At 68.8% G+C, this 26,527-nt stretch carries 28 protein-coding genes; 13 read left to right on the top strand and 15 right to left on the bottom strand.

The features are described from left to right. Nucleotides 1–679 precede the first annotated feature (679 nt). Nucleotides 680–892: a hypothetical protein gene (locus JJ691_RS44710; RefSeq protein WP_211765458.1), complete on the top strand. Its 213-nt coding sequence runs from the start codon at nucleotides 680–682 to the stop codon at nucleotides 890–892. 363 nt (nucleotides 893–1,255) lie between these two features. Here JJ691_RS44710 and JJ691_RS44705 read toward each other — a convergent pair whose 3' ends face one another. The 4 genes from JJ691_RS44705 to JJ691_RS44690 all read right to left on the bottom strand — a co-directional run bounded on the left by JJ691_RS44705 (nucleotide 1,256) and on the right by JJ691_RS44690 (nucleotide 5,690). Next, entirely contained in the window at nucleotides 1,256–2,548 is a 1,293-nt protein-coding gene (locus JJ691_RS44705; RefSeq protein ID WP_249227430.1) for an MFS transporter, read from the bottom strand. Between the two features lie 144 nt (nucleotides 2,549–2,692). Then, entirely contained in the window at nucleotides 2,693–3,745 is a 1,053-nt protein-coding gene (locus JJ691_RS44700) for a 3-keto-5-aminohexanoate cleavage protein (protein ID WP_211765457.1), read from the bottom strand. A gap of 41 nt (nucleotides 3,746–3,786) precedes the next feature. Next, nucleotides 3,787–4,683: a TauD/TfdA dioxygenase family protein gene (locus JJ691_RS44695; protein ID WP_211765456.1), complete on the bottom strand. Its 897-nt coding sequence runs from the start codon at nucleotides 4,681–4,683 to the stop codon at nucleotides 3,787–3,789. Nucleotides 4,684–4,715: 32 nt separating this feature from the next. Then, nucleotides 4,716–5,690, bottom strand: a complete 975-nt coding sequence (locus tag JJ691_RS44690) for a quinone oxidoreductase family protein (RefSeq protein ID WP_211765455.1) — start codon at nucleotides 5,688–5,690, stop codon at nucleotides 4,716–4,718. A 125-nt stretch (nucleotides 5,691–5,815) separates the two neighbouring features. Here JJ691_RS44690 and JJ691_RS44685 point away from each other — a divergent pair, with 125 nt between their 5' ends. The 4 genes from JJ691_RS44685 to JJ691_RS44670 are packed head-to-tail and all read left to right on the top strand — an operon-like array spanning nucleotide 5,816 to nucleotide 8,004. Further along, nucleotides 5,816–6,856, top strand: coding sequence for an AraC family transcriptional regulator (locus JJ691_RS44685; protein ID WP_211765454.1), 1,041 nt, complete (start codon nucleotides 5,816–5,818; stop codon nucleotides 6,854–6,856). After that, on the top strand, nucleotides 6,853–7,347 hold the full coding sequence (locus JJ691_RS44680) for a hypothetical protein (protein WP_211765453.1): 495 nt from the start codon (nucleotides 6,853–6,855) through the stop codon (nucleotides 7,345–7,347). The genes JJ691_RS44685 and JJ691_RS44680 overlap by 4 nt, the downstream gene beginning before the upstream one ends. Continuing rightward, complete coding sequence (locus JJ691_RS44675) at nucleotides 7,335–7,556, top strand: bacteriocin immunity protein (RefSeq protein ID WP_211765452.1); 222 nt, start codon at nucleotides 7,335–7,337, stop codon at nucleotides 7,554–7,556. The genes JJ691_RS44680 and JJ691_RS44675 overlap by 13 nt, the downstream gene beginning before the upstream one ends. A 28-nt stretch (nucleotides 7,557–7,584) precedes the next feature. Continuing rightward, entirely contained in the window at nucleotides 7,585–8,004 is a 420-nt protein-coding gene (locus JJ691_RS44670) for a hypothetical protein (protein ID WP_211765451.1), read from the top strand. Between the two features lie 3 nt (nucleotides 8,005–8,007). Here the strand turns inward: JJ691_RS44670 and JJ691_RS44665 are convergent, their stop codons facing one another. The 3 genes from JJ691_RS44665 to JJ691_RS44655 all read right to left on the bottom strand — a co-directional run bounded on the left by JJ691_RS44665 (nucleotide 8,008) and on the right by JJ691_RS44655 (nucleotide 9,899). Beyond that, a complete protein-coding gene (locus JJ691_RS44665) occupies nucleotides 8,008–8,400 on the bottom strand; it encodes a hypothetical protein (RefSeq protein ID WP_211765450.1) in 393 nt (130 codons plus the stop codon). A 100-nt stretch (nucleotides 8,401–8,500) separates the two neighbouring features. Further along, nucleotides 8,501–9,082 carry a TetR/AcrR family transcriptional regulator gene (locus tag JJ691_RS44660; protein ID WP_211765449.1) on the bottom strand — a complete coding sequence of 194 codons (582 nt, stop codon included), beginning with the start codon at nucleotides 9,080–9,082 and terminating at the stop codon, nucleotides 8,501–8,503. Further along, nucleotides 9,069–9,899 carry an alpha/beta fold hydrolase gene (locus JJ691_RS44655; RefSeq protein WP_249227429.1) on the bottom strand — a complete coding sequence of 277 codons (831 nt, stop codon included), beginning with the start codon at nucleotides 9,897–9,899 and terminating at the stop codon, nucleotides 9,069–9,071. Before JJ691_RS44655 ends, JJ691_RS44660 begins: the two co-directional genes overlap by 14 nt. A gap of 162 nt (nucleotides 9,900–10,061) precedes the next feature. On the opposite strand from JJ691_RS44655, the gene JJ691_RS44650 reads away from it, so the two are divergent. Then, complete coding sequence (locus tag JJ691_RS44650) at nucleotides 10,062–11,207, top strand: hypothetical protein (protein ID WP_211765447.1); 1,146 nt, start codon at nucleotides 10,062–10,064, stop codon at nucleotides 11,205–11,207. On the opposite strand, the gene JJ691_RS44645 is transcribed toward JJ691_RS44650, so the two are convergent. Both JJ691_RS44645 and JJ691_RS44640 read right to left on the bottom strand, forming a co-directional pair. Further along, on the bottom strand, nucleotides 11,204–12,145 hold the full coding sequence (locus JJ691_RS44645; RefSeq protein ID WP_211772122.1) for a D-2-hydroxyacid dehydrogenase family protein: 942 nt from the start codon (nucleotides 12,143–12,145) through the stop codon (nucleotides 11,204–11,206). The genes JJ691_RS44650 and JJ691_RS44645 overlap by 4 nt on opposite strands. A 2-nt stretch (nucleotides 12,146–12,147) precedes the next feature. Next, entirely contained in the window at nucleotides 12,148–12,972 is an 825-nt protein-coding gene (locus JJ691_RS44640) for an AraC family transcriptional regulator (RefSeq protein WP_211765446.1), read from the bottom strand. 76 nt (nucleotides 12,973–13,048) lie between these two features. Here JJ691_RS44640 and JJ691_RS44635 point away from each other — a divergent pair, with 76 nt between their 5' ends. Then, nucleotides 13,049–13,900 (top strand): MBL fold metallo-hydrolase, encoded by an 852-nt coding sequence (locus tag JJ691_RS44635; protein ID WP_211765445.1) that lies wholly within the window; start codon nucleotides 13,049–13,051, stop codon nucleotides 13,898–13,900. On the opposite strand, the gene JJ691_RS44630 is transcribed toward JJ691_RS44635, so the two are convergent. Further along, complete coding sequence (locus tag JJ691_RS44630) at nucleotides 13,882–15,453, bottom strand: phytoene desaturase family protein (protein WP_211765444.1); 1,572 nt, start codon at nucleotides 15,451–15,453, stop codon at nucleotides 13,882–13,884. The two genes, JJ691_RS44635 and JJ691_RS44630, sit on opposite strands and share 19 nt — an antisense overlap. Nucleotides 15,454–15,582: 129 nt before the next feature. Next, nucleotides 15,583–17,727: a protease pro-enzyme activation domain-containing protein gene (locus JJ691_RS44620; RefSeq protein WP_249227428.1), complete on the bottom strand. Its 2,145-nt coding sequence runs from the start codon at nucleotides 17,725–17,727 to the stop codon at nucleotides 15,583–15,585. A 162-nt stretch (nucleotides 17,728–17,889) separates the two neighbouring features. Here JJ691_RS44620 and JJ691_RS44615 point away from each other — a divergent pair, with 162 nt between their 5' ends. The 3 genes from JJ691_RS44615 to JJ691_RS44605 all read left to right on the top strand — a co-directional run bounded on the left by JJ691_RS44615 (nucleotide 17,890) and on the right by JJ691_RS44605 (nucleotide 20,158). Further along, nucleotides 17,890–18,780 carry a hypothetical protein gene (locus JJ691_RS44615; protein WP_211765443.1) on the top strand — a complete coding sequence of 297 codons (891 nt, stop codon included), beginning with the start codon at nucleotides 17,890–17,892 and terminating at the stop codon, nucleotides 18,778–18,780. Between the two features lie 69 nt (nucleotides 18,781–18,849). Then, entirely contained in the window at nucleotides 18,850–19,737 is an 888-nt protein-coding gene (locus JJ691_RS44610) for a sigma-70 family RNA polymerase sigma factor (RefSeq protein WP_249227427.1), read from the top strand. Further along, the gene (locus tag JJ691_RS44605; protein ID WP_211765441.1) at nucleotides 19,730–20,158 is read left to right on the top strand and encodes a PPOX class F420-dependent oxidoreductase; all 429 of its coding nucleotides are present in this window, start codon (nucleotides 19,730–19,732) and stop codon (nucleotides 20,156–20,158) included. Before JJ691_RS44610 ends, JJ691_RS44605 begins: the two co-directional genes overlap by 8 nt. A 16-nt stretch (nucleotides 20,159–20,174) precedes the next feature. Here JJ691_RS44605 and JJ691_RS44600 read toward each other — a convergent pair whose 3' ends face one another. The 3 genes from JJ691_RS44600 to pip form a co-directional block, all read right to left on the bottom strand. After that, nucleotides 20,175–21,428 (bottom strand): RNA polymerase sigma factor, encoded by a 1,254-nt coding sequence (locus JJ691_RS44600; protein WP_442912561.1) that lies wholly within the window; start codon nucleotides 21,426–21,428, stop codon nucleotides 20,175–20,177. 91 nt (nucleotides 21,429–21,519) lie between these two features. Next, the gene (locus JJ691_RS44595; RefSeq protein ID WP_211765440.1) at nucleotides 21,520–21,951 is read right to left on the bottom strand and encodes a YciI family protein; all 432 of its coding nucleotides are present in this window, start codon (nucleotides 21,949–21,951) and stop codon (nucleotides 21,520–21,522) included. A 15-nt stretch (nucleotides 21,952–21,966) separates the two neighbouring features. After that, nucleotides 21,967–22,977, bottom strand: a complete 1,011-nt coding sequence (gene pip, locus JJ691_RS44590; RefSeq protein ID WP_211765439.1) for a prolyl aminopeptidase — start codon at nucleotides 22,975–22,977, stop codon at nucleotides 21,967–21,969. A 60-nt stretch (nucleotides 22,978–23,037) separates the two neighbouring features. Between pip and JJ691_RS44585 the strand changes: the two genes are divergently transcribed. Further along, a complete protein-coding gene (locus tag JJ691_RS44585; RefSeq protein ID WP_249227426.1) occupies nucleotides 23,038–23,493 on the top strand; it encodes a MarR family winged helix-turn-helix transcriptional regulator in 456 nt (151 codons plus the stop codon). Here JJ691_RS44585 and JJ691_RS44580 read toward each other — a convergent pair. Beyond that, nucleotides 23,484–23,855 carry a winged helix-turn-helix transcriptional regulator gene (locus JJ691_RS44580; RefSeq protein WP_211765438.1) on the bottom strand — a complete coding sequence of 124 codons (372 nt, stop codon included), beginning with the start codon at nucleotides 23,853–23,855 and terminating at the stop codon, nucleotides 23,484–23,486. The genes JJ691_RS44585 and JJ691_RS44580 overlap by 10 nt on opposite strands. Nucleotides 23,856–23,961: 106 nt before the next feature. On the opposite strand from JJ691_RS44580, the gene JJ691_RS44575 reads away from it, so the two are divergent. Together JJ691_RS44575 and JJ691_RS44570 are read left to right on the top strand one after the other, a co-directional pair. After that, the gene (locus JJ691_RS44575) at nucleotides 23,962–24,330 is read left to right on the top strand and encodes a DoxX family protein (RefSeq protein WP_211765437.1); all 369 of its coding nucleotides are present in this window, start codon (nucleotides 23,962–23,964) and stop codon (nucleotides 24,328–24,330) included. A 357-nt stretch (nucleotides 24,331–24,687) separates the two neighbouring features. Continuing rightward, entirely contained in the window at nucleotides 24,688–26,514 is a 1,827-nt protein-coding gene (locus JJ691_RS44570; protein ID WP_211765436.1) for a hypothetical protein, read from the top strand. Nucleotides 26,515–26,527 lie beyond the last annotated feature (13 nt).

Here is a 26,527-nt window from a genome sequence, read left to right as displayed (position 1 = left end):
GCGGAGCGTGACGCAGGTGGTCGGCGAGATGCTGCGCCGGCTGCCCGAGCCTGGCGAGACCGACCAGCCCGAGCGGTGACCAGTTTGCACCGCGCGGTCAATCAGCGGGGCGGCGCCAAGCGGCCGACGAGTACCGTAAGATCATCTCCACACTTTTCCCTCACCAAACGATGAAAAACGTCACCTGCTGACCGTCCGCAGTGGACGTTCTCGTTTGCGAACGAAGCAGGCTGTGAGGCGTGGCGGAAGTTGTTGCGAGACAACGGCAAACCAGACCATAAATCTGTCAGGTTAGTTGTTAGAGCCCGTCCCGGAGCGTACGTAGCGGAACTACCACCGAAGGGGACGGCCGTGAGCACCTAGCGTGAACCGTTGCAGACGCTCAGGTGGTCGCGCAAGCCCTCCAGTCTGACGCCCCGATGCCCGGGGCCCGGCGAAGCCGCTGAGTTCCTACGCGACGTAGACCGCCTCGTTCGCCAGTTGACCCGCGCCAGGATCGGGATCGGGCGTACCGGTCAACGCTGCCGGAGGACGTTCTCGCTGGGTTCCGATCGGCGGTCCAGCACATGCAGGCCGCCTCGCTCACACCAGTGGCAGACACGCTTGGCCGGTAGGCGGCTAGTCGTGTTCTCGCGTGTTGTGCTGCGCATCGTCGGCGGCACAGTGACACACTGTCTGTGTGACCTTGGGCTCCGAGGATGTGGCAGCGCTGATGGTGCCCACGCACGCCCTCGTCGATGCGCTCGCCGGCCTGTCGTCAGATCAACTCGCGACCGTGTTGGTCCTGGCTGGCGCGTTGGCAGCGACGGGCCTCGCCGCCCCCGTTAAGCGGGCGCTGCGCATGCTTGATCTTCAAAAAAACTCTGCAAAGGGCCCATTCCCTAAGGTCTAGTCGCCGGTCAATAGGCCCCCTTCAGGCGTGCTTGAGGTGCGGTTCGACACAGGTGCCTTCCTCAGCAGGCCTGGCAGTTGAGGGCCAGGTGGGATGGTGTTGCGCGGGGTTGTCGGTGTCGGGGCGGGCTAGCGCCAGCGCTGTGCCGAATGTGTGCCGAACGGGCTAGGTCCCCCACGGGTCTGATCGCATACGTCCTGGTCACCTGCGTGCGGCGGGTGACGGGCCTACCGCCCTCCGGAGGCGGGTGCGCAGGTTCGAATCCTGCCGGGGGCACACAAAACGTGGGCAACATCAACGTCTGAGCGGCTGGTACTCGAAGACACCTTACGGGGTGTGAGTGTCAGCCGTTTCTGGTGTTGGCTACCTGCGCAAGCGCTCTCCGTCGGCGCTTCGAGCGGCATCAGCTGGCGTGACCGAAAGGCGCAGCTCCAGCTGCGCGAGTCGTGACACGCCCGCCGGATAGCAGCGCTTGCCGATCAGCAATGCGACAACGGCTCCGATGTAGGCCAGCGGCGCCAGTCGCAGTGCTGCCAACAGTCCGAGACGGTCGGCCAGGACGCCGACAACGAAGGGTCCCGAGGCCATTCCGAGCAGGTTGTTGGCCAGGGTGAGTGCTCCGAAGCCGGCGGCCCGGACGGAGTCGTGGGCGAGGTGGGCGACCATGGCGGTCGCCGGGCCGGACGCACCGGCCGAGAAGAACGCGCCTGCTCCGAGCAGAACGAGTTGGAGCCCACCAGCGTCGAGGGTGAAGCCGACGATGAGCAGCGCCGCCGCGAGCAGGCTGTAGGAGATGGCCGTAGTCCACTTGCGCGTTGGTCGCTCGTGGCTGAGGCGGTCGGTGATGACGCCGCAGACGATCATGCCAGCGCCGGTGAGCAGCACGAAGACCGCGGCGAGCGCGCCGGCCCGGTCCAGAGGCATGGCGTAGTAGCGATTGAGGAAGCTGGGCGTCCAGGCCAGCAGGACCGCGGCGACGAACAGCTGTAGGCCGCTGCCGAGGTAGACGCAGTTCACCGCCGCGACGGAAAACAGGCTGGAGACTGGTGCACGACGTCCGGCGATCGTTGTCGCCTCACCGCTGGTCGCGGTCGTATCACCGTGCTGGTACCGATCCACCTTTGCCTGGGTGACGAACACCCAGAACAGTACGGCCAGAAGTAGCCCGAAGATCGCCATGGCAGCGAACGAGCAGCGCCAGCCCAGGTGCACGGCGATGGCGCCACCGAGCGCGAGACCGATCGTCGAGCCGAAGGAACCACCGGCCATGAACGCACCACTGAGCGAAGCACGACGGTGGGATGGGAACACGCCGAGCACCACCGCGATGCCCACACTGCCGTATGCCGCCTCACCCACTCCGGTGAGGACACGCCCGCCGAGCAGTTGGCCGTAGTCAGAGGCGTCGGCACACAGCAGGGTCGCGGCGCTCCAGGTGATCGCCATCAGCACCAGGCTCCTGACCCGCCCCCACCGATCCGCCAACAGGGACAGCGGAAAGGTGAGCAGCCCGACCACCAACGCGACGACGCTGTTGAGGACGGCGAGCCGGGAGTCGGGCAGCGCCCATTCTTCCTTCAGCAAGGGGAAAACCACGTTGAGGGCCTGCCGCGACATGTGGTCCGACAACAGCAGTGCGAACGTCAGGCCGAACACGAGCCACGGGGAGATCGTTCGCCCTCCCGTCACGGAGACGGGGTGCTCGGCAGCATCAGCTTGAGGTTCCATGGCGGCTCCCAGACGGGCCAGGACGTCATCGGCGCGAAGCCTCGCCCTGATCATCCTCAGTGGACAGTGGCATCAGGCGTGGTGGGTGAAGCCGACCTGCCCCGGTCGTCGGTTCGCCGCGAACCCGGCCTTGGCCAAAGTTTCGTTGGTGTCGGTGTACCGCACGCCGATCTTGTAGATCTCGAAGGCTTCCTTGCCGTTGGCCACCTCGCGGCCGAGTTCGCCGGCGATGCGCACCAACTGCTCGACCTGCTGGACCGAAGTCGTCCGCTGGCCCTTCCTGCCCCACAGCGTGTCCTCGTTGCCGCAGCGGGCGTGCAGACCCATGGCGATCGCCATGGTGTTGATCGGCAGGACACTGCGCATGAGGGTTTCCAGTGTGAGCACCGCGCCGTCCGGGACGCGGCGAATGAACTCCATCATGTTGTACGGGCTGGGGCCATCGAATCCGCCTCCGATGCCGACCCAGGTCAGCACGAGTGGGCCGGTGTAGACGCCTCGCCGGATCAGACGCTCGACGGTTTCGAGCTGCGCGGTGGTGGCCAACTGGAAATGCGGCTGGATGCCGGTGGCTTGCAGCCGCCCGAGGTGTTCTTCGACCCAGCTCGGGCCGGCCGGCACGACCATCTCGCGGTATGCCTTCGCCACCGCCGGTCGGGTGAACGACGTGCCCGCGATGTCGTCAGCTGTCATCAGCTCCGTGATGTTCATCAGGCTGGTGTTGACGGCGATGGTCACCTGGTCGGGTGCCGGATCCAGCGCGGCCAGCAGGTGGCGGGCCTCGTCGCCGAGCCACCTGGCCTCCGCCCCGTCGTGTTCCGGTGCGAACGAGATCGAGCCGCCGACCTGCAGGATCATGTCCGGGACGGCCTGGCGCAGCCGCCAGATCAACTCGTTGAACCTCGACAGTCGCTTGGAGCCCGTGCCGTCGAGTTCCCGGACGTGGATGTGTAGCACGGTGGCGCCGGCGTTGTAGCAGTCGACGGCCTGCTGGACATGCTGGTCCATGGTGAGCGGCAGGTCTTCCGGGAAGTCGGCGGGTTCCCATTCAGGCCCGTAGGGAGCGGCCGTGATGACCAGCTTCTCCTGGTTCTCAGGAAACAGTGAGTCGTCGAGGAAATGCATAACTTACCCCAATCGCCGGAGAGAATTAGTCAAACCGGACGTCAGAATGGTTGGTCGCCCATGATTCCGGCCCGCTCCATCTTGCGGACGGCAGGCCAGTAGTCCTGGACCGCGTAGTGCTGCGTCGACCTGTTGTCCCAGATCGCGACGCTGTTCTTGGCCCAGCGCCAGCGGACCTGGTATTCCGGGACCGAGGCCTGGGCGATCAGGTAGTTGAGCAGGTTGCTGCCGCCGGGGGCGTAGTCAATGCCGTAGCGGACGTTCTCCCGGGTGTGGAAGTTGACGAGATGCGTGGCGAACCCGTTGACGAAGAGTATCTTTTCCCCGGTTTCCGGATGGGTGCGCACGACCGGGTGCTCCGCGTCGGGAAAGCGTTCCTTCAGCCGGTGTCGTTGATCCATCGGCATCTCGGCACCGAACGTGGCCTCGATGCTGTGCCTGGCCCGTAGCCCGTCGATCCGCGTCCTGACGTGGTCGGGCAGCTTCGCGTAGGCCTCGGCCATGTTCACCCAGATGGTGTCGCCACCGACCTCGGGTGTCTCCACACAGCGCAGCACGCATCCCATTGGCGGCTTCTCCCGCCAGGTGGCGTCGCAGTGGTAGGCGTTCTCGTAGTGCTCGGCCGGACTGTCGAGGTCCTTGTAGATCCGGACCAGGCCGGGATGTTCCGGATCGCTGTCGGCGACCGGGTGGTCTTCGAGCTCGCCGAAACGCCGTGCGAAGGCCACGTGTTCGGCGCGGCTGATGTCCTGATCGCGCAGGAACAGGACCTTGTACTGGAGCAGCAGTGCCTTCAGCTCGACGAACAGCGCGTCTTCCCGGACCACGTCCGCGAGGTTCACGCCGACCAGCTCGGCGCCGATGGAGCGGGTGAGCGGTTCGAATCTGATCGCCGACCCGGCGGGGGCCGAGCGCGTCAGCTCACTGGTGTTGGTCATGAGACTTCCTCGGATCGGGTTTTCTGCCGTGGTCACAGCGAGAAGACGGACGAGCCGACGCTGCGGCCCGCCTCCAGGTCGCGGTGAGCCCGCACGGCATCGGTCAGGGCGTAGCGCTGGTTGATGTCGATCTTGATGCGGCCCGACTCGACATGGCCGAAGAGCTCTGCCGACAGCTCCGAGCGCTCCACGGGGTCGGCGATGTAGTCGGCGAGCGCCGGCCGGGTCACGAACAGCGATCCCTTGACGGCGAGCTGCCTGGCGTCGATCGGTGGGATCAGCCCGGACGCGGTTCCGAAGCACACCAGCAGGCCGCGCCGGGCGAGCGAATCGAGGGAGGCCAGGAAAGTCGACCGCCCGATGCTGTCGAACACGACTGGCACACCGGCGCCACCGGTGAGTTCACGGACCCGTCCGGCCACGTCCTCGCGTGGATAGACCACCGCGTGGTCGCACCCGTGGGCACGCGCTATCTCAGCCTTCTCCTCCGTCGACACCGTGCCGATCACCGTGAGGCCCAGAAGTTTCGCCCACTGCGTGACGATCAGGCCGACGCCACCGGCCGCCGCGTGCAGCAGGACGGTGTCTCCGGCCTTCAGCGGGTGGATCCGGCGGAGCAGGTAGGCCGCGGTCAGCCCGCGCATGGTCATCGCAGCGGCAGTGTCGAAGCCGATCGTGTCCGGGAGCGCGATCAGTGACGCGGCGGGCATCACGCGCTCGGTGCTGTAGGCCCCAAGTGGGCTGCCGGTGTAGGTGACGCGATCGCCCTCCCGCACGTGGGCCACCCCTGGTCCGACGGCCTCGACCACACCGGCCGCTGCCACGCCCATGCCTGCGGGCAGCTCCACCGGGTAGAGGCCGGAGCGGAAGTACGTGTCGGCGAAGTTCAGTCCGACCGCCTCATGGCGGACGCGGGCCTGGCCCGGACCCGGATCGCCGACCTCGACGGTTTCCCATCGCATGACCTCCGGGCCACCCGTTTCGTAGTAGCGAACCGCGTTTGCCACGGCGTTCTCCTCGAATTTCTTGGCGTGTGGCGCGCATCGGACACGTACAGCACCGACGGTAGGCGGCATCGAGGTCCGATACTTATCCTGAGGTGACAGCCGAGTATTCAATCCGGGACACGGTCATGAAAGCCCTCGCCCGCTACGCCGCGTTGAACGGCTATATCGAGGTCAGCCAGTTGGCCGGTATCGACCCGGCACCGTTGATGAGATGCGTCGGTCTCGACCCGCCCAGCCTGGGCCTTCCGGATCGCTGGATTCCCGCCGTGGCGATCGCCCGGCTCCTCGAGCAGTCAGCGGCGACGTCCGGCCGCGAGGACTTCGGTCTGAAACTGGCCGAACGTCGACGTTTGGCCAACCTCGGCCCGCTGAGCCTGGTCGTCCGCGAGGAGCCAGATCTCCGCGGCGCCCTCGGCACGCTGGTCCGCCACGAGAACATGTACAACGAGGCGCTGCGAATGCGCTTGTCGGTCACGAACGGGCTGGCCACTGTGCGCGTCGGCTTCGACTTCGGTGAACCCGCGGAGTCCAGGCAGGCGACCGAGCTCGCGGTGGGCACGCTCCACCGGCTGCTGCGCGATTTCCTTGGCACCCAGTGGCAGCCGCTCGCCGTCTGCTTCACCCACCGGGCGCCGGCGGACCCGAGCGCCCATCGAAGGTTCTTTGGCCCCGCGCTCAGGTTCGAGCACGAATTCAACGGGATCGTGTGCTATGAAGCCGATCTTGACACGCCGAACAGGACATCGGACCCGCAGTTGCGCACCTACGCGCGACAGTTCCTCGACTCCCTCGGATTCCCAGCGGAAACGACGACCCTGGATCGGGTCCGGGAACTCATCGAGCTTCTGCTGCCGACTGGTCGATGCTCCGTCGAGCAGGTGGCCCGCAGCCTCGGCGTCGACCGCAGAACCGTCCACCGGCGCCTCACCGACGAGAACGAGACGTTTTCGTCGGTGTTGAACTCGGTGCGGGCCGGACTGGCCGAACAGATGGTGGGCGGCCGACGTCACTCCCTGACCGAGATCGCCACCCTCCTGTCCTTCTCCTCATCGAGCAACTTCTCCCGCTGGTTCCGGGGACGGTTCGGGTGCAGCCCAAGCCGGTGGCGCGCCGAAAAGAGCGCACACTCTTCGGGCGAACCGCCACCGCACAACGATGAAGGGTGACCGCAGTGCAGTACGTCCTGGCCTCCGTTGCACCGTCCACAGTGGAGGATTGGCAGCGCGCACTGGAAGATCTGCCGTGGCTGGATTTTCGAGTCGGCGCCGGATCGGCTGTGTCCCACGACTGTGACGCCCAGATCGTGAAGTTCCACCTCGCGCATGACCGGTACGGCGGCACTCCCGAGGTGGGCAGGTCCCAGGTGCTGGCCAACACGCGCGGTGACGGTTCGCCGGCGATCATCGTCGCGACTCCGCCCTTCGCCGGCGGCCCCGAGATCACCGATCCGGGGGAACTCGCGGAGCGGACGCACTTCACCTTCGCCAGCTGCTTCAACGAGATCACCCGGCTGAACACGACCAACCCCGGCGCCGTCACCAGGGTGCTCATCCACATCGAGGGCCTCGGCTTGGCGGAGACCGGCCGCGAGCCGAGCATCATCGGCCTGCGGCGGGCCTTGGCGCAGCAGACGGGGAGCACACCATGGAACGACTGACCCAGGAGGAAATGATCGCACTGGTCGAGCGCGTCATCCGCCACGGGGGTGACGAGGACCAGATCAGCGAATGGCTCGACCAGCTCGCACGGGGCATCCCCAACCCCCACATCGGCGACCTGATCTTCTGGCCCGCCAAGGGCGAGGAGGACCTCACTGCCGAGCAGATCGTGGACAAGGCCATGCAGTACCGTCCGTTCGCGCTCTGAGGCGTCGAGTTCCACCGGAAGGACAGTGATGACAACACAACCCGACTCGGTGACGGCTCTCGTCGAGTGGCTCGGCTCGTCGGGGTTCGAGCTCACCGGGGAGAACCGGGGCGGGATGGGCGGCGTGCAGCTGATCTACCAGGGTGCGCTCGACGGGGTCGCGGCGACGGTCGAGATCGAGGTGGAGACCGGGTTCTGGCAGGCGCTGCTGAAGTTCGAGGGCATGGCCAAGGGCCGCATTCCCGACGTGTGGGCCGCCTACCTCGACGGCGCCGAGGTGAACGACCACGACATCGACTACGAGGCGGAGTTCATCCGCGAACGCGGGGCCGAGGCCGCGGCGGCATGGCGACGGGACCCGGCGGCCGACCAGAAGCTGGCCGAGCTCGGGCTGGCCTACATGTGGCAGGTGCAGGAGAAGATCCGCGAGGAGCTGGAGGGCCCGTAGCGGTCAGAACTCGTCGGCCGAGGTGAGTTCCTGCTCCAGGGTGTCGGCGCGGGCGACGAGGAGTTCGAGGGGGCGGGCGAACTCGTCGAGGACGCTGAGGTCCTCCAGCGGGGCGGAGTGCTTGAGGAGGGCGACACCGTCGACCACGGCGGCGGCGCCGATGGTGGACTGGCCGGCGAGTTCGAGCAGGCGGCGCAGGTCGATGGCGTCGGCGTGGCCGACGGGCGAGGAGATCTCGAACCACTCGGCGCCGTCGAGGTCGGGGACGTGGTGCACGGCGACCTGCTGGGTGCGGTCACCGGCGCACTCGAGGCGGAAGCGCAGCCACGAGCCGGTGTCCTCCAGCACCTCGTGCCGGGTCCGGACATAGTTGATCACGTCGGTCCAGGTGGTCACTCGTCTCGCCTTTCACTGCCGAGCGGCCGAGCCGCTGAGCGGAACGCCGTGACGAGCATGCCATGTCGGGCTGGGTCGCCAGGCCCGAATCGCCGGACGGTCATCGGTGGACGAGCCCCAGCAGCAGGGTGGTGAGGGCCTGCTGGGTGGGGTCGCGGTCGGCGCCGTTGGCGATCATGAGGGCGGACTCGATGACGGCGCTGAGGACGAGTTGGGCCAGGGCCTCGGTGGACGACGTCGCGACGAGGCCGTCGGCGGCCGCGGCGGAGAGCTTGGCGGTGATCAGGCGCAGGCCGTGGCGGGCCTCGATCTCCCGCCAGCGGGACCAGCCGAGCACGGCGGGGGCGTCGGTGAGGGCGATGCGCAGGACCTCGGGCCGCTGGCAGATGTCGAGGAAGCGGGTGACGCCGGCGGCCATGGCGGAGAGGTGGTCGGCGGCGTCGGCGAAGACGGCGGAGATCTCGTCGGAGATCTCCCCCTCCAACTGCTCGAACACGTCCTCGAACAGGGCCTGTTTGTCGGCGTAGTGGTGGTAGAGGGCCCCGCGGGTGACGCCGGCGGCCCGGACGATCTCGTCGGTGGACACGGCGGAGTAGCCGCGGGAGGCGAACAGCGTCCGGGCGGCGGTGGTGAGGGCGGACCGGGTGGAGCGGGTGCGCTCCTCCTGGCTACGTCGTGGCACCGAGAAAGTTCACCACGAGCCGGGCAAGCGCTTGCGGCTGGTCCTCGGACACGAACGTGTAAGAGTCTTCGATCAACTCGAGTCGGGCGTCGGGCAGCACGGCGGCCAGCCGTCGGGCGAGGGAGATCGGGAACAGCTTTTCCTCACGGGCCCAGGCCAACAGCACGGGGCGATCGAAGTCGCCGAGCCGGGAGGCGGCGGCGAGGGTGTATCGGTTGTGCACGCCAGCGACGAACCGGCGAAGGTCGGCCCGCACCTCGGGACTGATCCGGCTGGGCATCAAGTACGAGTCGATGACGTCGGCCGGCGGGTTCCGTTTGGCGACCCAGCCGAAAGTCAGGGGCAGTCGGTGCAGGGCCCGCAGCCGCAGCGCCTGCACGAGCAGCCAGGTGGCACCGGGGATGCGCACGAATCGGGGCAGTGGGGCGAACACCGAGGGGAAAAAGGCCTCGAAGCAGTCGCACGGGGTGAGCACGACCCGCCCGATGCGCGCCGGATGATCGGCCATCACCAGTTGGGTGATCGCCCCGCCGGTGTCGTTGGCGATGAGGGTGACGTCGCGAAGATCCAGCCGGTCCAGGAACTCGGCGATGAGCGCCGCGACGCCGGGCGGGCTGAGGTCGGCGCGGGGCATGGGGACGGAGTGGGCGCCGAGGGGCCAGTCGGGCACCAGGCACCGATAGCCGGCGCCGGCCACGACCGGCACGACCTTGCGCCACAGGTCGCCGTTGACCAGCAATCCGTGCACGAAAACGACGGGCGGACCAGAGCCGACCTCCTGGTAGCGGAGTCGGCCGCCGCTGAGTTCGATGTCCACGCCGCAAACATACATACAGCCGGTATGTATGTCCAGGTGACCGGCCCTCACAATCGGGGGCTTTCGGGCGACTGTGAGCAGGACCCCTGACCAGACGGCCCATATGCGGGGCTGTCATTGCGTAGGTTTAGGGCACACCGCCGATCATCCCGAGGGGGCGACGTGGAGACCGGGACCGACCACCACCAGCCGAGACTGGCCCGGCATCTCAAAATGGCCGAGGTCTACGCAGATCAGACCCTGTCCCAGCGCTTCGCCAGCGACCTGAACCACCTGCTGGCCGAGGCCAAGACCACGCCCCGGGTGCCGACGACCGACTGGGACGAGTGGATCGGCGGGGTCACCCACTCACTGGGGCCGTCGCTCACGGACATGGTGTTCCCGTCCACGTCGCCCAGCGCGCCGGTGATCCCGCCGAACCAGCGGCACCTGTGGCGCAACCGGCTCAAGGTCATGCGGGAGGCGGTGACGACGGAGCCGCACCCCTGGCCGGAGCTGCGCATGACGGTGGCGCGGCTGTACCTGGACCTGCTGGCAGCGGGCGTCTGGGAGTCGGGCGAGGAGTGGCGGCCGGAGCTGCGGGACGTGGTGTCCACGCTCCCCCTGAACGACGGCGAGGCGGTCCCGGGGCAACTGGAGTCGTACCTCAGCTCCCTGATCGCGGTGGGTCTGGCCCTGCTGTGCCAGGAGGCGGACCTGTTCGGCAGCGGTCCGAACGACGCGATCGCCAAGTCGGCGTGGGACAAGGCGGCCGAGGTGGCGGCGTTCGCGGAGGCGGAGCAGGCCGAGCGCTACCTGTACCACCCGGACCAGCCCTACGCCCGGGTGGTGACCCGCACCGATGTGGACTGGGTGATCGAACTGGCCGTGGACTCGGCCGACGATCCGCACGCGGAGCTGCGGGCGGCGTTCGAGAGCGCGGGCCTGGAGGTGGACCTGATCGACGGGGTCTGGGTCTCCAAGGGCACGTTCAGGAACCCGCGCCGCGCGGCCGCCCGGATCGCCACCCTGGTCGGCGGCAACTGCGTGACCATGGCCTACAACGACAAGCGGGCCAGCGTGATCATCCGCAACGGCCGCGAGGTCGTGGTGGCCGACTCGACCGCGCCCCGCTGGCGCTACTACCGGCTGACCACGCTGGCCACGCCGGAGTCACTGCTGGGTGACGCCGAGGGTCTGCCGCCGACCCGGGAGAACGACCCGTTCCGGCCGCTCCCGGAGCGGGTCAAGGGCCTGTTCGAGGCGGCCGGCGTGAACTCGCAGCACATCCTGGTGCTGTTCGACAGCTTCCGGCCGCGGCTGCGTTAACCCAACAGCCGGATCGGGGCGCCGGCGGCGAAAGCGTCGATGTCCTCGACCGCCTCGACGAAGTACCGGGAGTAGTTGCCGTAGGTCACGTAGCCGAGATGGGGCGTGGCCAGCACGGTGGGCAGTGTCCGAAGTGGATGGTCGGCCGGCAGGGGTTCGAGGTCGAAGACGTCGAGCCCCGCCCCGGCCAGACGGCCGGCGCTCAGCGCCGAGACCAGCGCGTCGGTGTCCACGATCGCCGCCCGCGAGGTGTTGACCAGCAAGGATGACGGCTTCATGGCGGCCAGAGCCGCAGCGTCGACCAGACCGCGGGTGCGGTCGCTCAGGGCCAGGTGCACGGACACGACATCGCTCGCGGCCATGAGGTCCGGCAAAGAGGGCGCCAACGAGGCACCCACGGCCTCGCAGCGTTCGGATGTCAGGTTCTGGCTCCACGCCTGCACTTCCATGCCGAAGGCGCGGGCGATCGTGGCGACCCGGGTGCCGATCTTGCCCAAGCCGATCAGCCCGAGGGTGGCCCCGGCGAGGTCGGTGCCGATGGTGCTCTGCCAGGGCCCGCCGGCGCGGAACGCGACGTTCTCCGGCACGAGGTGCCGGCACAGCCCGAGGATGAGCGCCCAGGTCAGCTCGACCGGCGGCTCGGATCGGCTGGCCGTCCCGCACACCGTGACGCCATGGGAAGCCGCGGCCGTGAGGTCGATGGCGGCGTTGCGCATTCCGGACGTGATCAGCAGCCGCAGCCGGGGCAGGCGGGCCAACAGCGTTGCCGGAAAGGGCGTCCGCTCCCGCATGATCACGACCACGTCGAAGTCGGCCAGCGCGGCCGCCACTTCGTCCTCCGAAGCCATGTGCTCGCGGAAGACGGTGAGCTCGACGCGACTCCAGTCGGCCAGCGACCGCGCCGCGTCCTGGTAGTCGTCGAGGACGGCACAGCGCAACATCAGGAGACCTCCGAGAGCCGGTACTGGTTGGGCGACTGGCCGAACAGCCGCTTGAACGCGTGGGAGAAGGCGAACGGGGACTCGTAGCCGACCTGCCGGGCGATGGCCGACAGGGGCGCGTCGGAGTCGCGGAGCAGGCGGGCGGCCCGGGTCATCCGCCACCAGGTCAGGTAGGCCATCGGCGGTTGGCCGACGAACGTGGCGAACCGCCGGGCCAGGGTGGCCCGGGATTGTCCGACCAGGGTGGCGAGTTCGGGCACGGTCCACGGCCGGGCCGGGTCGTCGTGGATGGCGCGCAGCGCGCCCGCCACCGCGGGATCGGCGAGCGCCAGGGACCAGCCCGTGCCGGGGTTGTCCTCCAGCCAAGCCCGCAGCATGTAGGCGAGAAGCAGATCCAGCAGGCCCGACACGACGGCGTCCCGCCCCGAGCGGTCGGCCTCGACCTCGCCGCCGAGCAGGTCGATGGCCGCCCGCAGCTCCGGATGCCGGCCGACGGTCGCGGGCAGGTGGATGATCTCGGGCAGCTCGCTGAGCAGTGGATGTGACCGGGACCGGTCGAGCCGGTACTTGCCGCAGAGCAGTTCGGTGCCGTCGCCGGCCAGCGAGTGCGCGCTGCCGTGCGGAAGCAGCACCACATCCCCTACGCCGAGCCGCACGGGCTCGCCGAAGTCGCTGAGCAGCGAGCAGTTTCCCCGTAGCAGCACGTGAAAGCCGGCGCCCTCATAGGCGTCGAACGGCAGCTGCCACCGGATGTCCACCGAGGTGCGGCTGGACGACGGCCGCCCGGTGCGCAGCACGGTGATCACATCACTCACCACGTCCATACGGTGAGCGTATCAAGCATGCGATCGACCATTGCAAGCATTGGAACGCTCACCCGCGAGCGCAAGACTGAACGCCATGGACACCATCAAGCTGGGGGACGTCGAGATCACCAGGGTCGTCGAGCGGCACGGCGGCTTCGGACCACTGCACACGCTCGTGCCGGGCACACCGGACCCCGCGCCGGGCTGGCTCGTCCCCGACCACCACGACCCGGCGACCGGCGTCATGATCGCCGCCGCGCAGACCTGGGTGCTGCGCAGCGCCGGTCGCACCATCCTGGTCGACACCGGCGTCGGAAACGACCGGGTGCGCCCCAATCCGCTGTTCAACGGCTGGCAGACGGACTTCCTGGAGCGGCTGACCGACATCGTGGATCCGGGCGACGTGGACGTCGTGGTCAACACCCACGTGCACGCCGATCACGTCGGCTGGAACACCCACAACCTCGGCGGCGAGTGGACGCCGACCTTCCCCAACGCCGCCTACCTCATCCCCCGTGCCGACGAGGAGCACTTCCGCGGCTCGGCCGTGCACGACGACAGTGTGGCCCCGATCCTCGCCGCCGGCCTGGCCACGTTGTGGGACACCAGCTTCCGCATCGACGAGAACCTCGAACTGGAGGCCGCGCCCGGGCACACGCCGGGCTCGGCGCTGCTGCGGCTGCGGTCCGGGACCGACCGGGCGGTGTTCGTCGGCGACATGGTGCACAGCCCGTACCAGCTCACGGATCCGTTGTGCAACAGCATGTTCTGCCTGGACCAGGGACAGGCGCGGGCCACCCGCCGCCGGGTGCTGGGCCGGGCCGCGGACGAGCGTGAACTCGTCGTGCCGGCGCACTTCGCCGGACACGGGGCGGTCGAGGTCAAGGAGAACGGCGACGGTTTCGCCATCAGCGGCTGGGCTGGGTTTCAGTCCATCAGTTCCTGAGCCACGATGTAGCCGGAGCCGCCGCTGATGCCGTGGCCGGGCCAGGTGGCCGCGCCGACCATGTAGAGGTTGGGCACCACGGTGCGGTGGCTGGGCTGGCCGGGCAGCGGGCTGAACAGGTAGCTCTGGGCCAGGTCGTGGCTGCCGCCGAACGGATCGCCCGGCCCGCAGTTGGGGTTGAACGCGGCCAGCTCGCGCGGGCTGATCAGGTACCGATCCAGGATGATGTCGTGCAGACCCGGCACGTGCTTGGCGGCCTCGTCGATCACCCGGTCGGCGAAGGCGTTCTTGACGTCCTCGGTCCAGCCGTCTGAACCGACAGGGATCCGGTCGGCGGCGTCGCCGGACACAGCCGTTGGCACCTCGAGCATTTGCAGCCGGGCCACGGCCCGGCCGGGCGGGCAGCGCGAAGGGTCCAATGTGGACGGAGTGTCCCAGGAGATCGTCGGCTCCACCGGCAGCAAACCACGCAGGGCTTCGTTGGTTGCACGGGAGATCGCGTTCAGGCCGCCGGTCAGATGCGGCTGTCCGGCATGCATCAGCCGCTCGTCGTGGAACCGCGCGGGCCCGGACAACGCCAGGTGGACCTGGAACGCGCCGAGTCCGTAGCGATAGTCCTTGGCCTGCTTGCGAAGCGCGGGCGGGGTGACGCCGTGCCCGTGGTCCAGCAGCTTCAAGTACAGCTGGTCCGGGTTGACGGAGGCGACCACGGCCCGCCGGACGGGCACGACCTCGTCGTCGGCGGTACGCACGCCGACGGCGTGCCCGTCCTTGACCAGAACCTGTTTCACCCACTGTCCACACTGGACGCGACCGCCGTGCCGCTCGATCAGTTTGACCAGCGCCTTGACCAGTTCCTCGCTGCCACCACGGGGAATCGGCATGCCGGCCATGGTGATCGCGGCCAGCACCAGCACGGTCCAGGTGCCGCTGTTGGCGTCGTCCACGGCCCGGCCGAGGTGCGTCGCCCACGGCGCGAGCATGGCGTGCAGCTCGGGTGAGCGGAACCGCTGCTGCAGCAAGGCCCGCGCGCTCAACGTGAACATGTGCGCGAAGTCGGAGAAGCCGCCGTCCGAGGTGTGCATCAGGCTCTGGATCGCGACGGCCGAACTGGGTGCGGTGAGGTCGGCCGAGCACAGCGCGAACACGGTCTCGATGGCCGGCCCGAACTCCTGGAACAACTCGGCCAGCGAGTCCCCGTCACCGGGCGAGAGCCGGTTGAACTCGACGATGTTCTCGTCCAGGTCGGTCGACACCACGGAGCTGCGGCCGCCGGGCAGCGAGACACCGGTCGGATACCGGGTGTTGAGGTACTCCAGGTCCAGCTCGGCCCGTAGGTCCGCGTAGGCCGGACCGGCGACGAACAGCGGATGCGCCGCGGAGAAGTTGTCGTGACGGAAGCCGGGCAACGTCAGCTCGTCGGTGCGCACCAGGCCACCGGGGCGGTCGTTGCCCTCCAGCACCAGCACGCCCCAGCCGGCCCGGGCCAGGTAGGCGGCGGTGATCAGCGCGTTGTGGCCGCTGCCGACGACAACCGCGTCGTATCCCTGCATTCCCGAATCATGACCGCCGCCAAGGCCGCCGGACAACAGTGGATCGCGTGCTGTTTCGGTGACACGACGGTGACGGCAAGGGTCCGCGCCGGGCCATGCAGGGGTGGCCCGGCGCGGGGGTCTCGCGGATCAGAAGCCGTACACGGTGAAGGTGAACGTGGTGCTGCCCGAGGTGCCGTTGGCCTCGGCCGCGGTCACCGTCACCGAGTAGGTGCCGGCCGTGGTCGGCGTGCCGGTGATCGCACCGGACGCGCTGATCTTCAGGCCGGGCGGCAGACCGGTGGCGGAGAAGGTCAGCGCGCCGCCGTCACTGGCCGTCGCGCTGATCTGGACGGTCTGGAACAGCGGGTATCCCGTGAATCCCCACTGGTTCCCGGGATTGGTCACGGTCACCGTGCCGGTGGGCGGGGTGCCGACCGTCCACTTGAAGCTGGTGTTGCCGGACGCCTGCGTGTCGTCGGTGACGGTGACGGTCACGTTCGAGACGCCCTGGGTGGTCGCGGTGCCGGAGATGACGCCGGTGCCCGCATCGATCGACAACCCGGCCGGCAGGCCGCTGGCCGCGTAGCTGAGCTTGGCCGACGACGAGGAGTCAGTGGCCTTGATCGGCAGGTTCACGCTGCCGTTGACGGCCGTGGTCTGGTCGCCGGGGTTGGTCACCGTGACGGTGTTGCCGGTGCTGGAGCCGTTGAGGGCGTTGAACAACTTGGTGCCGTCGTACGATCCCCAACCGGTGGTCTCGTCGTAGCCGGGGCCGGCCTTGAAGTCGCCGTTGTTGCCAGTGGTGATGTCATGGAAGGTGTTGCCCTTGAGGCCGTAGATGGCCTGGTTGCCGGCGCCCAGCTTGGCCTTGGCCTTCTGGTTGTACAGCGCGGCCCAGCCGGCCCACATCGGTGCGGCGCAACTGGTTCCGCCGTAGACCTGCCACTGCCCGCCGGTGTAGACCGAGTAGCCGGTGTTCGGGTCGCCGTCGCTGGCCACGTCGGGCACGGTCCGCTTGCCGTTCACGCCGGTCTGCCAGCTCGGGGCGCCGAACACCGTGGACACGCCGCCGCCGGTCGAGCCGATGGAGTTGTTCCACACGGTCTCGGAGCCGTAGGAGTTGTTGCTGCCGACGGTGAGCGTGGTGCCGCCGACTCCCGTGACGTTCGGGGAAGACGCCGGGAAGTCGACGGCGACCACGCTCGGTCCGGAGTTGCTGCGCGTGCAGTCCTTGGAGCCGTTGTCGCCGGAGGCGGCGAAGAAGCTCTGCCCCTGCGCAGCGCCCTGCTTGAAAGCGTTGTCGACGCTGGTCATCGTGGACGGGGTGCTGTCCTGCTCGCATTCGCCCCAGGAGATCGAGACCACCTGGGCCTTGTTCTCCTTGACGATCTGGTTGGCCATGTCGAGCTCGCCGGCGTCGGTGTTGGGCGCCTCGTAGACCAGGGTCGCGGCCTTGGGGGCCATCGCCTGCACGATCTCGATGTCCAGGCTGACTTCGGGCTGGCCCTGGCCGGGGCTGGAGTCGTAGTTGGCGCCGTCCACCGAGACCGTGGCCGGGGCCGAGGAGCTCAGGCCGAACTGCTGGTCGTAGGTGGAGATGTCGGACTGCTTGTAGCCGTCGAACTCCCACAGCGCCACGGTCTGGCCGGTGCCGTCGGCGCCGATGCCGTTGGTGTCGTAGATCGACCGCAGCGCGGCCGGCCCGAGCCCGGACGGGGCCGCCGGCTGGGCCGCGTGGTTCTGGACGGGGTGGTGCTGGACGGTGTAGCTGTTCAGGCCGGACACGCCCTGCACCAGACCGGCGATGCTGGCCGGCAGCACCGGATTCCGGTCGTTGGCGAAGAACTGCCTGCCGCCACGGTCGTACACGCCCAGCGGCGTGGCGAACGCGGCGGTGACCTGGGCCGCGGTGCCGGTGGCGTCCACGGCCTGGCCGTTGATCCCGGTGACCTTCAGCCCCCTGGCCTGGAGGTAGGCGCTTACCTGGTCGAAGGCCTGGCGCGTGGGCCCGAACCGGTCGGCGAACTGGGACGGCGTGAGGTAGTGGCCGTAGTTGGACGAATGCGGGTCGGCGACGTCGGCCAGGAACCGGTCCAGACCGGCGGTGTCGCGCAGCTTGAGCGACACCGCCACATTCAGCTGTTTTCCGGTCGGCAGGTCGCCGACGCGGTGGCTGACGCCGACGGCCGGGCTGATGTCGCCGGTGAGCGCGACCTGCGGCTCGGCGGCGGAGGCGGGGCCGGCGAGCGCGGGCAGGGCGAGCGCCAGGGGCGCGGCGAGCAGGATCGCCACGCGTGAAATATGTTTCACGTCTTCTCCACTAGGCAGGGAAATTAAGTGTTAACGAGAGGCGTGGAATTGTTGCCGACGCAGTACACGGCCGCGCGCGCCGCGATGTCAAGGGCCCATTGAAGGGTTGGCAATCGCGCTTTTGGTCCGCGATAATCGGGCGCGATGACGCAACGCCGCGACTTCGCGCCCGCCCTGCACGGTGCGATCACCGCCAGCGGACTGACCCTGGACCGCATCGTCCACCGGCTCGCTGAGCGGGGATTCACGCTGAGCACGGCCACGCTCAGCTACTGGTCCCGGGGGCGCAGCCGACCCGAGCGCCCGGAGTCACTGGAGGCGCTGACCGCGCTCGAGGAGATCCTGCGGGTGCCCGACGGATCGCTGCGGGAGCTGCTCGGCGACCGGGTGCGCCGCGGCCGCGGCAACGCCCGGCCGGTGCCCTCCGGCCAGCTCTGGGGCCACTTCGGCCAGGCCGTCGAGGACCTGATGTCGCAGGTCCAGCGGCCGGCCGAGCATCGCCGGGTGCTCAGCTACCACGAGCGCTACGACATGGACGCCACCGGCGCGGAGACCTACTGCCGGGTGATCGCGGTGCTGGAGGCGGTCACCGAGCGGGCCAAGCACATGATCACCGTCTACCGCGACGACACCCGGGGCGGGCAGCTGCCGACGGTGGTGCCGATGGCCGGGGTGCGGCTGGGCCGGGTCGGCGTCGACGAGGACCAGCATCTGCTGGCCGCCGAACTCTGGTTCGACCAGAACCTGCGCAAGGGTGAGCGAACCGTTGTCGAATACGGGCTGGATTTTGTTCCCGGCGGCAACCGGTCGGTGATGTGCGAACGACGATTCGCGGCCCCGATCCGGCAGTACGTGCTGGAGGTGTCCTTTCGCTCGGAAGCGGTTCCGCGCTACTTTCGGGCCACTTCTGAACCGACACAGGGCGGCGCAACGACGTCGATGGAGCTCACCGCCGACGGCCGCAACACGGTCCGCGCGGTGTGGCTGGACCAACCGGCCGGGGCCTATCGGATCGAGTGGGAGTGGGACCGATGAGTTCGGCCCCCGGCCGTCGTTACAGCTCACATGACAGCCCTACTCGAACCGTGGCAAGCTGCCTCGACAGTGGACCGGGACACCTTCAGTGAGCTGACGGCACGCCATCGCCGCGAGCTCCACGTGCACTGCTACCGGCTGCTCGGCTCCTTCGAGGACGCCGACGACCTGGTGCAGGAGACGTTCCTGCGGGCCTGGCGGGCCCGCGCCGAGGTGCGCGACGACGGTCTGCGGGCCTGGCTGTACAAGATCGCCACCAACGCCTGCCTGGACGCCATCCGCAGCCGCAAGCGCCGGGCCCCCTACCTCCAGCCCTATCCCGACACGCTGCTCGACGAGCTGTCGCCGGACCAGGTCGTGGTCGAGCGGGAGAGCATCGAGCTGGCGTTCCTGGCCGCGATCCAGCTGCTGCCGCCGCGGCAGCGGGCGGTGCTGTTGCTGCGTGACGTGCTCGACTGGTCGGCGGCCGAGACCGCGCGGCTGCTCGACCTCACGGTGCCGGCGGCGAACAGCGCGTTGCAGCGGGCCCGGACGACGCTGCGCGGCACGCAGTGGACGCCGGCCAAACCCAGCGGCGACGAGCAGGCCCTGCTGGCCGACATGATCGAGGCCCACCACCACGCCGACGTGGACCATTTCGTGCGGCTGGTGCGTGAGGACATCCGCGTGCACATGCCACCGGAGCCCCTGCGCTACCAGGGCGTCGAGTCGATGCGGCCGCTGTTCGACATCGCCTTCGGGCCCGAGGGCATGGGCGACTGGCGGCTGCTGCCGACCTCGGTCAACCGCACCCCGGCCGCCGCCAGCTATCTGCGCCGGCCCGGGGAGGTCGGCTTCCGACCGTTCAAACTGGACGTCTTCCGCATGGTCGACGGCCTGGTGACGCAGATCCACGTGTTCGACGCCCGCATGTTCGACGACCTCGGCCTGCCGAAGGAGCTTGGTGACGATGCCTGAGTCGATGAGTGCCGCCCGCCAGCGGGAATTCCTCAGCGAAGGGTCCCGCACGGCCATCCTGGTGACCGTGCGGGCCTCGGGCCAGCCGCACGCCGTGCCGGTCTGGTACGCCCTCGACGGCGAGGACGTCGTGCTGTTCACCGGCGGCGACAGCGTCAAGGGCAAGGCGATGCGGGCCAATCCCCGGGTGACGCTGGTGGTCGACGACGACCAGCCGCCGTACGCCTTCGTCTCGGTCGAGGGCACTGCCGAGATCTCCGAGGACCCGGCCGAGCTGCGCCGCTGTGCCATCCTGATCTCCGAGCGCTACCTGCCGCCGGAGCAGGCCGCCCAGTTCGTCGACTACGGCTCCGGTCCCGGCAACATCCTGGTGCGGATCAAGGCCAGCCGCGTCATCGCCCAGGACCGCGTCGCCGGCTGATGCCCGGAAGGGGGCGTTAGCCGCAGGCGGCGGCGCGGTTCAGCAACAGGGTCCGCTCGCGTTCGTTGCGGGTCAGCGACGCCGCCCGCTCGAACTCCGCCCGCGCCTCGGCGTGCCGGCCCAGTTTCACCAGGAAGTCGCCGCGCACGCTGGGCAGCAGGTGGTAGTTCTGCATGGCCGGGAAGGCCATCAGCTGGTCCAGCAGGGCCAGCCCGGTCTCCGGCCCGAAAGCCATGGACAGCGCCACCGCGCGGTTCAGCTCGACCACCGGGGACGGCATCGCCTCGGCCAGATGCTCGTACAGCCAGGCGATCCGTTCCCAGTCGGTGTCGTCGAAGCGCCGGGCCCGGGCGTGACAGGCGGCGATGGCGGCCTGCAAAACGTACGGGCCGGGCTTGTCGTCGATCAGCGCCTCGGCCTGCTCCAGCGCGGCCAGCCCGCGGCGGATCAGCAGTTGGTCCCAGCGGGCCCGGTTCTGGTCGGCCAGCAGGATCGGCTCGCCACCGGGGCCGGTGCGGGCGGCGGCCCGGGAGGCCTGGATCTCCATCAGCGCGACCAGGCCGTGCACCTCGGGCTCGCGCGGGGCCAGCCGGGCCAGGATCCGGCCCAGCCGCAAGGCGTCCTCGCACAGCGCCGGCCGCATCCAGTCATCGCCGGCGGTGGCCGAGTAACCCTCGTTGAAGATCAGGTAGACGACCTCCAGCACCGAGGAGAGCCGGGCCGCCAACTCCTCGCCCTGCGGCACCTCGAACGGCACCTTGGCCTTGGCCAGAGTCTTCTTGGCCCGCACGATCCGTTGCGCCACAGTCGGTTCCGGCACCAGGAACGCCCGGGCGATCTCGTCGGTGGCCAGGCCGCCGAGCAGCCGCAGCGTCAGCGCCGCGCGGGCCTCCGTGGACAGCACCGGGTGGCAGGCCACGAACACCAGGCGCAGCAGGTCGTCGCCGATGCCGTCGTCCTCGGCGACCAGCGCGCCGATGTCCGGGGTGGATTCCTCCAGATCCCGGCCGACCTCCTCGACCTTGCGTTTGAACGTCTCGTTGCGCCGGATCTGGTCGATGGCCCGGCGCTTGGCCGTGGTCATCAGCCACGCCCCGGGATTGTTCGGCACACCCTCGGCCGGCCACTGCTCCAGGGCCGCGACCAGCGCGTCCTGCGCCAGCTCCTCGGCCGCACCGACATCGCGGACGAGCCTGGTCAGCCCGGCGACCAGCCGAGGCGACTCGATCCGCCAGACAGCCTCGATCGCGCGATGGGTGTCGGTAGGCACGGCCCACAGTATCTACGTCGCGCGCGCCGAGCGGGCATGTTTGTCCTGGCCGGGAAGATCGAGTGATCTTCCCGGCCCGCGGTTGTCCTGCTCAGCGGTGCTGCTCGGCCGCCCGGGCCCGCAGCTCCTCCACCGCAGCCTGCCGCTCCGGCGTGAAGTTCTCGCCGAAGTCCTCGGCCTCGAAGACCCGCCGGATCTCGATGTTGGTCTGCCCGTTGGGCGTCGGGCACGGGCAGCGCCGGAACCGCTCGACACACTCCTCCAGCGACTTCATCTCGACCAGCCAGAAGCCGGCGATCAGCTCCTTGGTCTCGGTGAACGGCCCGTCCACCACGGTCTTCTTGTCGCCGTCGAAGTAGATCCGGGCGCCCTTGGCGCTGGACTGCAGGCCGTCGGCGGCCAGCAGCACGCCGGCGTCCACCAGCTCCTCGTTGAACTTGCCCATGCACTCGAACTCCTCGGGCGTGGGCAGCACGCCGGCTTCGCTCTCCGCGCTGGCCTTGACGATCACCATGAAGCGCATCGCTGTCTCCTCAGGTCAGGGTGCCTTCTCACCTACGCGTCGATCGGCGGTCGGCCCGCTCGACACCCTGCCAGAAGTTTTTTCCGCGAACGTGTCGGTGGCCGTGACCAGGGCATGTCGCATGCCGGGGGCGGAGAGGCTGTGGCCCTCGTCCGGCACCATGATCAGCTCGGCCTGCGGCAGGGCCTGGGCCAGCAGCCACGGTGTGCCGACGAGGTTGCCCAGGTCGAGCACCCCCTGCACGAACACGGTCGGGATGTCCCTGAGCCGGCCGGCGTTGGCCAGCACCTCGTCCGGGTCGATGAAGTGGTCCTGACTCCAGTAGTGGGTGACCAGCCGGGCGAAGGCGTAGGCGAACTTCTCGTCCTCCTCGTACATGGCGCGGGGCGGCGCGTACGGGAGCATCGCGTCCTCCCAGTCGCACCAGGCGCGCGTGGCCCGGTCGCGCACGGCGGAGTCCGGGTCGTTGAGCAGCTTCGAGTAGCCGGCCGCGGTGTTGTCGCGTTCGTCCTCGGGCAGCAGTGCCACGAACTTCTCGTACGCCTGCGGGAACATGCCGCCGAGGCCGCGGGTCAGCAGTTCGACGTCGTCGCGACGGCCGGTGGCCAGGCCCATCTGCACCAGCTCGGTCACCCGGTCCGGGTGCCGCTCGGCGTAGACGAGGCTCAGCACGCACCCCCAGGAGCCGCCGAACAGCATCCAGCGGTCGATGCCGAGGTGCTCGCGCAGCAGCTCCATGTCGGCGATCAGGTGGTCGGTGGTGTTGGCCGACAGGTCGACGGCCGGGTCGCTCGCGTTGGGCAGGCTGCGGCCGCAGTTGCGTTGGTCGAACAGCACTATTCGGTAGCGCTCGGGATCGAAGTAGCGGCGGGAGTTGGGGCTGCAGCCGCTGCCGGGGCCGCCGTGCACCGACAGCACCGGCTTGCCGTCCGGGTTGCCGCAGGTCTCCCAGTACATGAGGTTGCCGTCGCCGACGTCCAGCCGGCCGTGCTCGTAGGGCTCGATGTCCGGGTAGCGGTCACGCATGGGTCTCCCCCTCGCTCAGTTACAACAGCGCTGTTACATTAGCACTGTTATATTGACCGGGTGACGGGACCGGGATTGGGCACACGACTGCGCCACCTCATCGAGCTGCTGGACGGCGACGTCGCGGTCGTCGAGGAGGAGCTGGGCCTGACCGGGTTCCGGCCGCGCTACGCGCCGTTCCTGCGCACGCTGGCGGCGCTCGGCCCGAGCTCGATCCGCGACCTGGCCGCGGCGGTGGAGGTCACCCACTCGGCGGCAAGCCAGACAGTCGCGCAGATGGACCGTCAAGGATTGGTATCACTGTCGCCGGGAACCGATGCGCGGCAACGGATCGTGGACCTCACCGCCCGAACGCGGGAGCTGCTGCCCAAGATGGAGCAGGCGTGGCAGGCCGCGGAGGCCGCCGGGCGGGAGCTGGACGCGGAGCTGCCGTACCCACTGTCCGAAGTGGTCATCGCGGCCACGGAAGCGTTGCAGCGCAGGCCTCACCGCGACCGAATCCGAAGCTACCTGTAGGAGTTGCGATTGGCGTTGATCTGCTCGCGGTTGGCCATCGCCCACTCGGCGAGCGCGATCACCAGCGGCACCAACGTCTTTCCCAGTTCGGTCACCTCGTACTCGACGCGCGGCGGCACCTCGGCATAGGCGGTGCGGGAGACCAGGCCGTCCTCGACGAGGTGCTTCAACGTCAGCGTGAGCATGCGCTGCGAGATGCCGGCGATCGCCTTCTCCAGCTCGCCGAAGCGCATCGGCCCCTCGCGCAGGGTGCCGACGACCAGCAGGCTCCACTTGTCGCCGATCCGGTCCAGCACCTCGCGGACCGCGCCGCCGTCCTTGATCGGCGGCGGACAGTTGCCCTTGCCTGTGACCTGCGTCATAGTCGAGCCGCCTTTCCTGGACACATACATCGGTGTGCCTTTTGCAGCGCCGTCCATGCGGACAGACCATGAGGCTACGCACAAGGGGTAAGGATTGGGGAGTCCCGTGAACATCGCACTGTGGGTCGCGCAAGTTCTGCTCGCATTGGTCTACCTCGCCGCGGGCGGCATCAAGGTGGCCCAGCCGCGCGAGCGACTCGCGGCATCCGGCAACTTCAACTGGATGGAGGACAGCTCGGACGCCGGCGTGAAGGCGATCGGCGCAGTCGAGGTGCTCGGCGCGGCGGGTCTGATCCTGCCCCAACTGACCGGAATCGCCCCGATTCTGACGCCGATCGCCGCCATCGGCCTGGTCGTCGTGCAGGTCGGCGCGATCCGAGTCCACCTCACCCGAAACGAGCGGCAACCGTTGCCCGCCAACGTAATTCTGCTACTGCTGGCCACCTTCGTCGCGGTCGGCCGTTTCCTCGGCTGACCCGATCCATTAACAAAAGGCCGCCGGCTAACCGGCGGCCTTTTGTCTGTCACCGACACGTCAATAGCTCTCACCCATTCGGGGGCATTTCCCGCCCTTGGGGAACTCATTGACAAGTTACTCCGAACGCAGCATCATCTTGCGCATGATGCGCGGGGTCTATCTGACCATTCGCCGGCATGTCGACCTGCAACGGCAGGCGAGCGACCTCTGTCTCGGCCGCTGAGGCCATCTCACATTCCTCGGACTCCGACATAGTCGGGAGCCGTTGAAAGCGCTTGCCCGAACACCGCCTCCGGTGTCCGGTCGGACAGTCACGCGCATTTTCTCCTGTGACGAATAGGGAGCACACAACACATGTCAGTGAATTCGCCCGGCCGACGACGGACGAGGGTGGCCGGCGCGGCGGCGGTTCTCGCCGCGGCCGCCGTCGTCTTCCCGGCCGCGGGCACATCCGCCTACGCCGACGTCCAGGTCAGCACCGAGCACGTCACCGGCTCGGACGGCAAGGACTACTCGGTGACCAACCACCTGGTGCCGCAGTACGTGGCCAAGGCCAACACCCGCAAGGAATGGCTGCTGGTCTGGGCCGGCGACGAGAACATCGCCGACACCCTGGTGCCCGACATCAAGAACCTGCCGGGCACGCTCGGCGGCGGCCTGACCAAGGTGCGCAACGCCCTGCCAGGACCGGACTTCCTCGCGGTCATCGACGCCACCAAGGGCTCGCCCGACTACGGCAAGGTGGTCAACACCGCCACCGTCGGCCCGCTGGTGGAGAACGAGCCGCACCACATGCAGTACGTGTGGCACAAGGGCGACACCATCTACGCCGGCGCGCTGTTCGCCGCGGCCACCTACGCGTTCGACGTGACCTCGCTGCCCCAGCTCAAGCTCAAGGGCATCAGCCTGCCCAGCCAGACGCTGGGCGGCTCGGTGCCGGACGCGTACTGGACGCTCAAGGACGGCACCGCCTACGGCACCTACATGGGCGGGCCGGTGGTGCCCGGCCCGTACGTGTACGGCGACGGCTCGACGGTGATCGGCAACGGCTTCGCCGGCAGCCCGGGCGAGGTGATCCACTTCGACCAGAACGGCAAGGTGCTGTCCCAGTCGCCGGCCGACACCCCGCAGGGCGACGACCCCAAGCTGTGCGACAACCTGCCGCAGCTGGGCAGCCCGACCTGCGCCAACCCGCACGGCATCCAGGCCCGCGAGGACCTGAACACGATGATCACCAGCGACTACGCCGAGCCACGCAACATCATCCTGGACCCGGTCAAGCAGCCCTCGCCCTACCTGCGCCGGCCGACCATCCGGACCTGGGACATCTCCGACCGCAACAACCCGAAGCTACGGGCGGTCAGCTACCTGCCGGACGGCCCGCGGGCCAACCCGGCCGACCCGCTGCACTCGGAGAGCCGGGCGGCGATGGAGAACACCGTCACCAACCAGCCCGGGCACAAGGGCGCGTTCGCCCAGACCATGCAGGGCGGCGCCATCTTCTACACGCCCGACATCACCGCGGCCCAGCCGCACTGGCGTGAGGTGTTCGACGACGGCACCGCCACCAAGGCCTTCAATCCCAACGCGACCGAGGCCAACGGCGGCGGGACCAACGGCGGCTGGGTGCAGGTCAGCCCGGACGACCACTACCTGTACCACGCGGTGATCGGCCGGCCCAAGGGCACGCTGTCGGCCGACGACCCCGGCACGGTCGGCGGTGTGTACACATTGGACATCCGCAAGCTGTTGTCCGACGGTGACAACTACACCTGCACCATCGACACCATCGCCAAGGCCCAGAACGGCGGCGGCGCCGACTGCCCGACCCTGGTCGGCGCGGCGGCGATCAACCCGGGCACGCCGGGCCAGGGTCCGCACTGGGGCACGTACGACAACTTCCAGATCGGCGCGGACGGCTACTACCACGAGACCGACAACCCCGACCGGGTCGCGGTGTCGGACTACTTCGTGGCGCGGTCCGGCATCGACGGCGACCACAAGGTCAACATGGTGGACATCGGGCCGGACGGCAAGCTGACCGTCGACACCTCGTTCCGTGACGAGTACACGGGGCAGGTCGGCATCAACTTCAACCGGAAGTCCTGGCCGCACGGGGACTTCGGCAACGCCAAGCCGCACTCCGAGCTGTTTGTCGTGGCCGACGCCGACGTGAAGTAGCGGACGCGGGTGG

The organism is Kutzneria sp. CA-103260 (genome assembly GCF_018263855.1).
Lineage (GTDB): Bacteria > Actinomycetota > Actinomycetes > Mycobacteriales > Pseudonocardiaceae > Kutzneria.
The sequence above is the reverse complement of the archived record's forward strand: the minus strand, read 5'-3'. Positions and strand labels throughout refer to the sequence as shown.

Excerpts from the sequence above, each read along its gene's own strand:
- JJ691_RS44700 (WP_211765457.1), bottom strand. The coding sequence starts at position 3,745 with ATGCATTTCCTCGACGACTCACTGTTTCCTGAGAACCAGGAGAAGCTG.
- JJ691_RS44695 (WP_211765456.1), bottom strand. The coding sequence starts at position 4,683 with ATGACCAACACCAGTGAGCTGACGCGCTCGGCCCCCGCCGGGTCGGCG.
- JJ691_RS44685 (WP_211765454.1), top strand. The coding sequence starts at position 5,816 with ATGAAAGCCCTCGCCCGCTACGCCGCGTTGAACGGCTATATCGAGGTC.
- JJ691_RS44675 (WP_211765452.1), top strand. The coding sequence starts at position 7,335 with ATGGAACGACTGACCCAGGAGGAAATGATCGCACTGGTCGAGCGCGTC.
- JJ691_RS44670 (WP_211765451.1), top strand. The coding sequence starts at position 7,585 with ATGACAACACAACCCGACTCGGTGACGGCTCTCGTCGAGTGGCTCGGC.
- JJ691_RS44640 (WP_211765446.1), bottom strand. The coding sequence starts at position 12,972 with ATGGACGTGGTGAGTGATGTGATCACCGTGCTGCGCACCGGGCGGCCG.
- JJ691_RS44635 (WP_211765445.1), top strand. The coding sequence starts at position 13,049 with ATGGACACCATCAAGCTGGGGGACGTCGAGATCACCAGGGTCGTCGAG.
- JJ691_RS44630 (WP_211765444.1), bottom strand. The coding sequence starts at position 15,453 with ATGCAGGGATACGACGCGGTTGTCGTCGGCAGCGGCCACAACGCGCTG.
- JJ691_RS44615 (WP_211765443.1), top strand. The coding sequence starts at position 17,890 with ATGACGCAACGCCGCGACTTCGCGCCCGCCCTGCACGGTGCGATCACC.
- JJ691_RS44605 (WP_211765441.1), top strand. The coding sequence starts at position 19,730 with ATGCCTGAGTCGATGAGTGCCGCCCGCCAGCGGGAATTCCTCAGCGAA.
- JJ691_RS44595 (WP_211765440.1), bottom strand. The coding sequence starts at position 21,951 with ATGCGCTTCATGGTGATCGTCAAGGCCAGCGCGGAGAGCGAAGCCGGC.
- pip (WP_211765439.1), bottom strand. The coding sequence starts at position 22,977 with ATGCGTGACCGCTACCCGGACATCGAGCCCTACGAGCACGGCCGGCTG.
- JJ691_RS44580 (WP_211765438.1), bottom strand. The coding sequence starts at position 23,855 with ATGACGCAGGTCACAGGCAAGGGCAACTGTCCGCCGCCGATCAAGGAC.
- JJ691_RS44570 (WP_211765436.1), top strand. The coding sequence starts at position 24,688 with ATGTCAGTGAATTCGCCCGGCCGACGACGGACGAGGGTGGCCGGCGCG.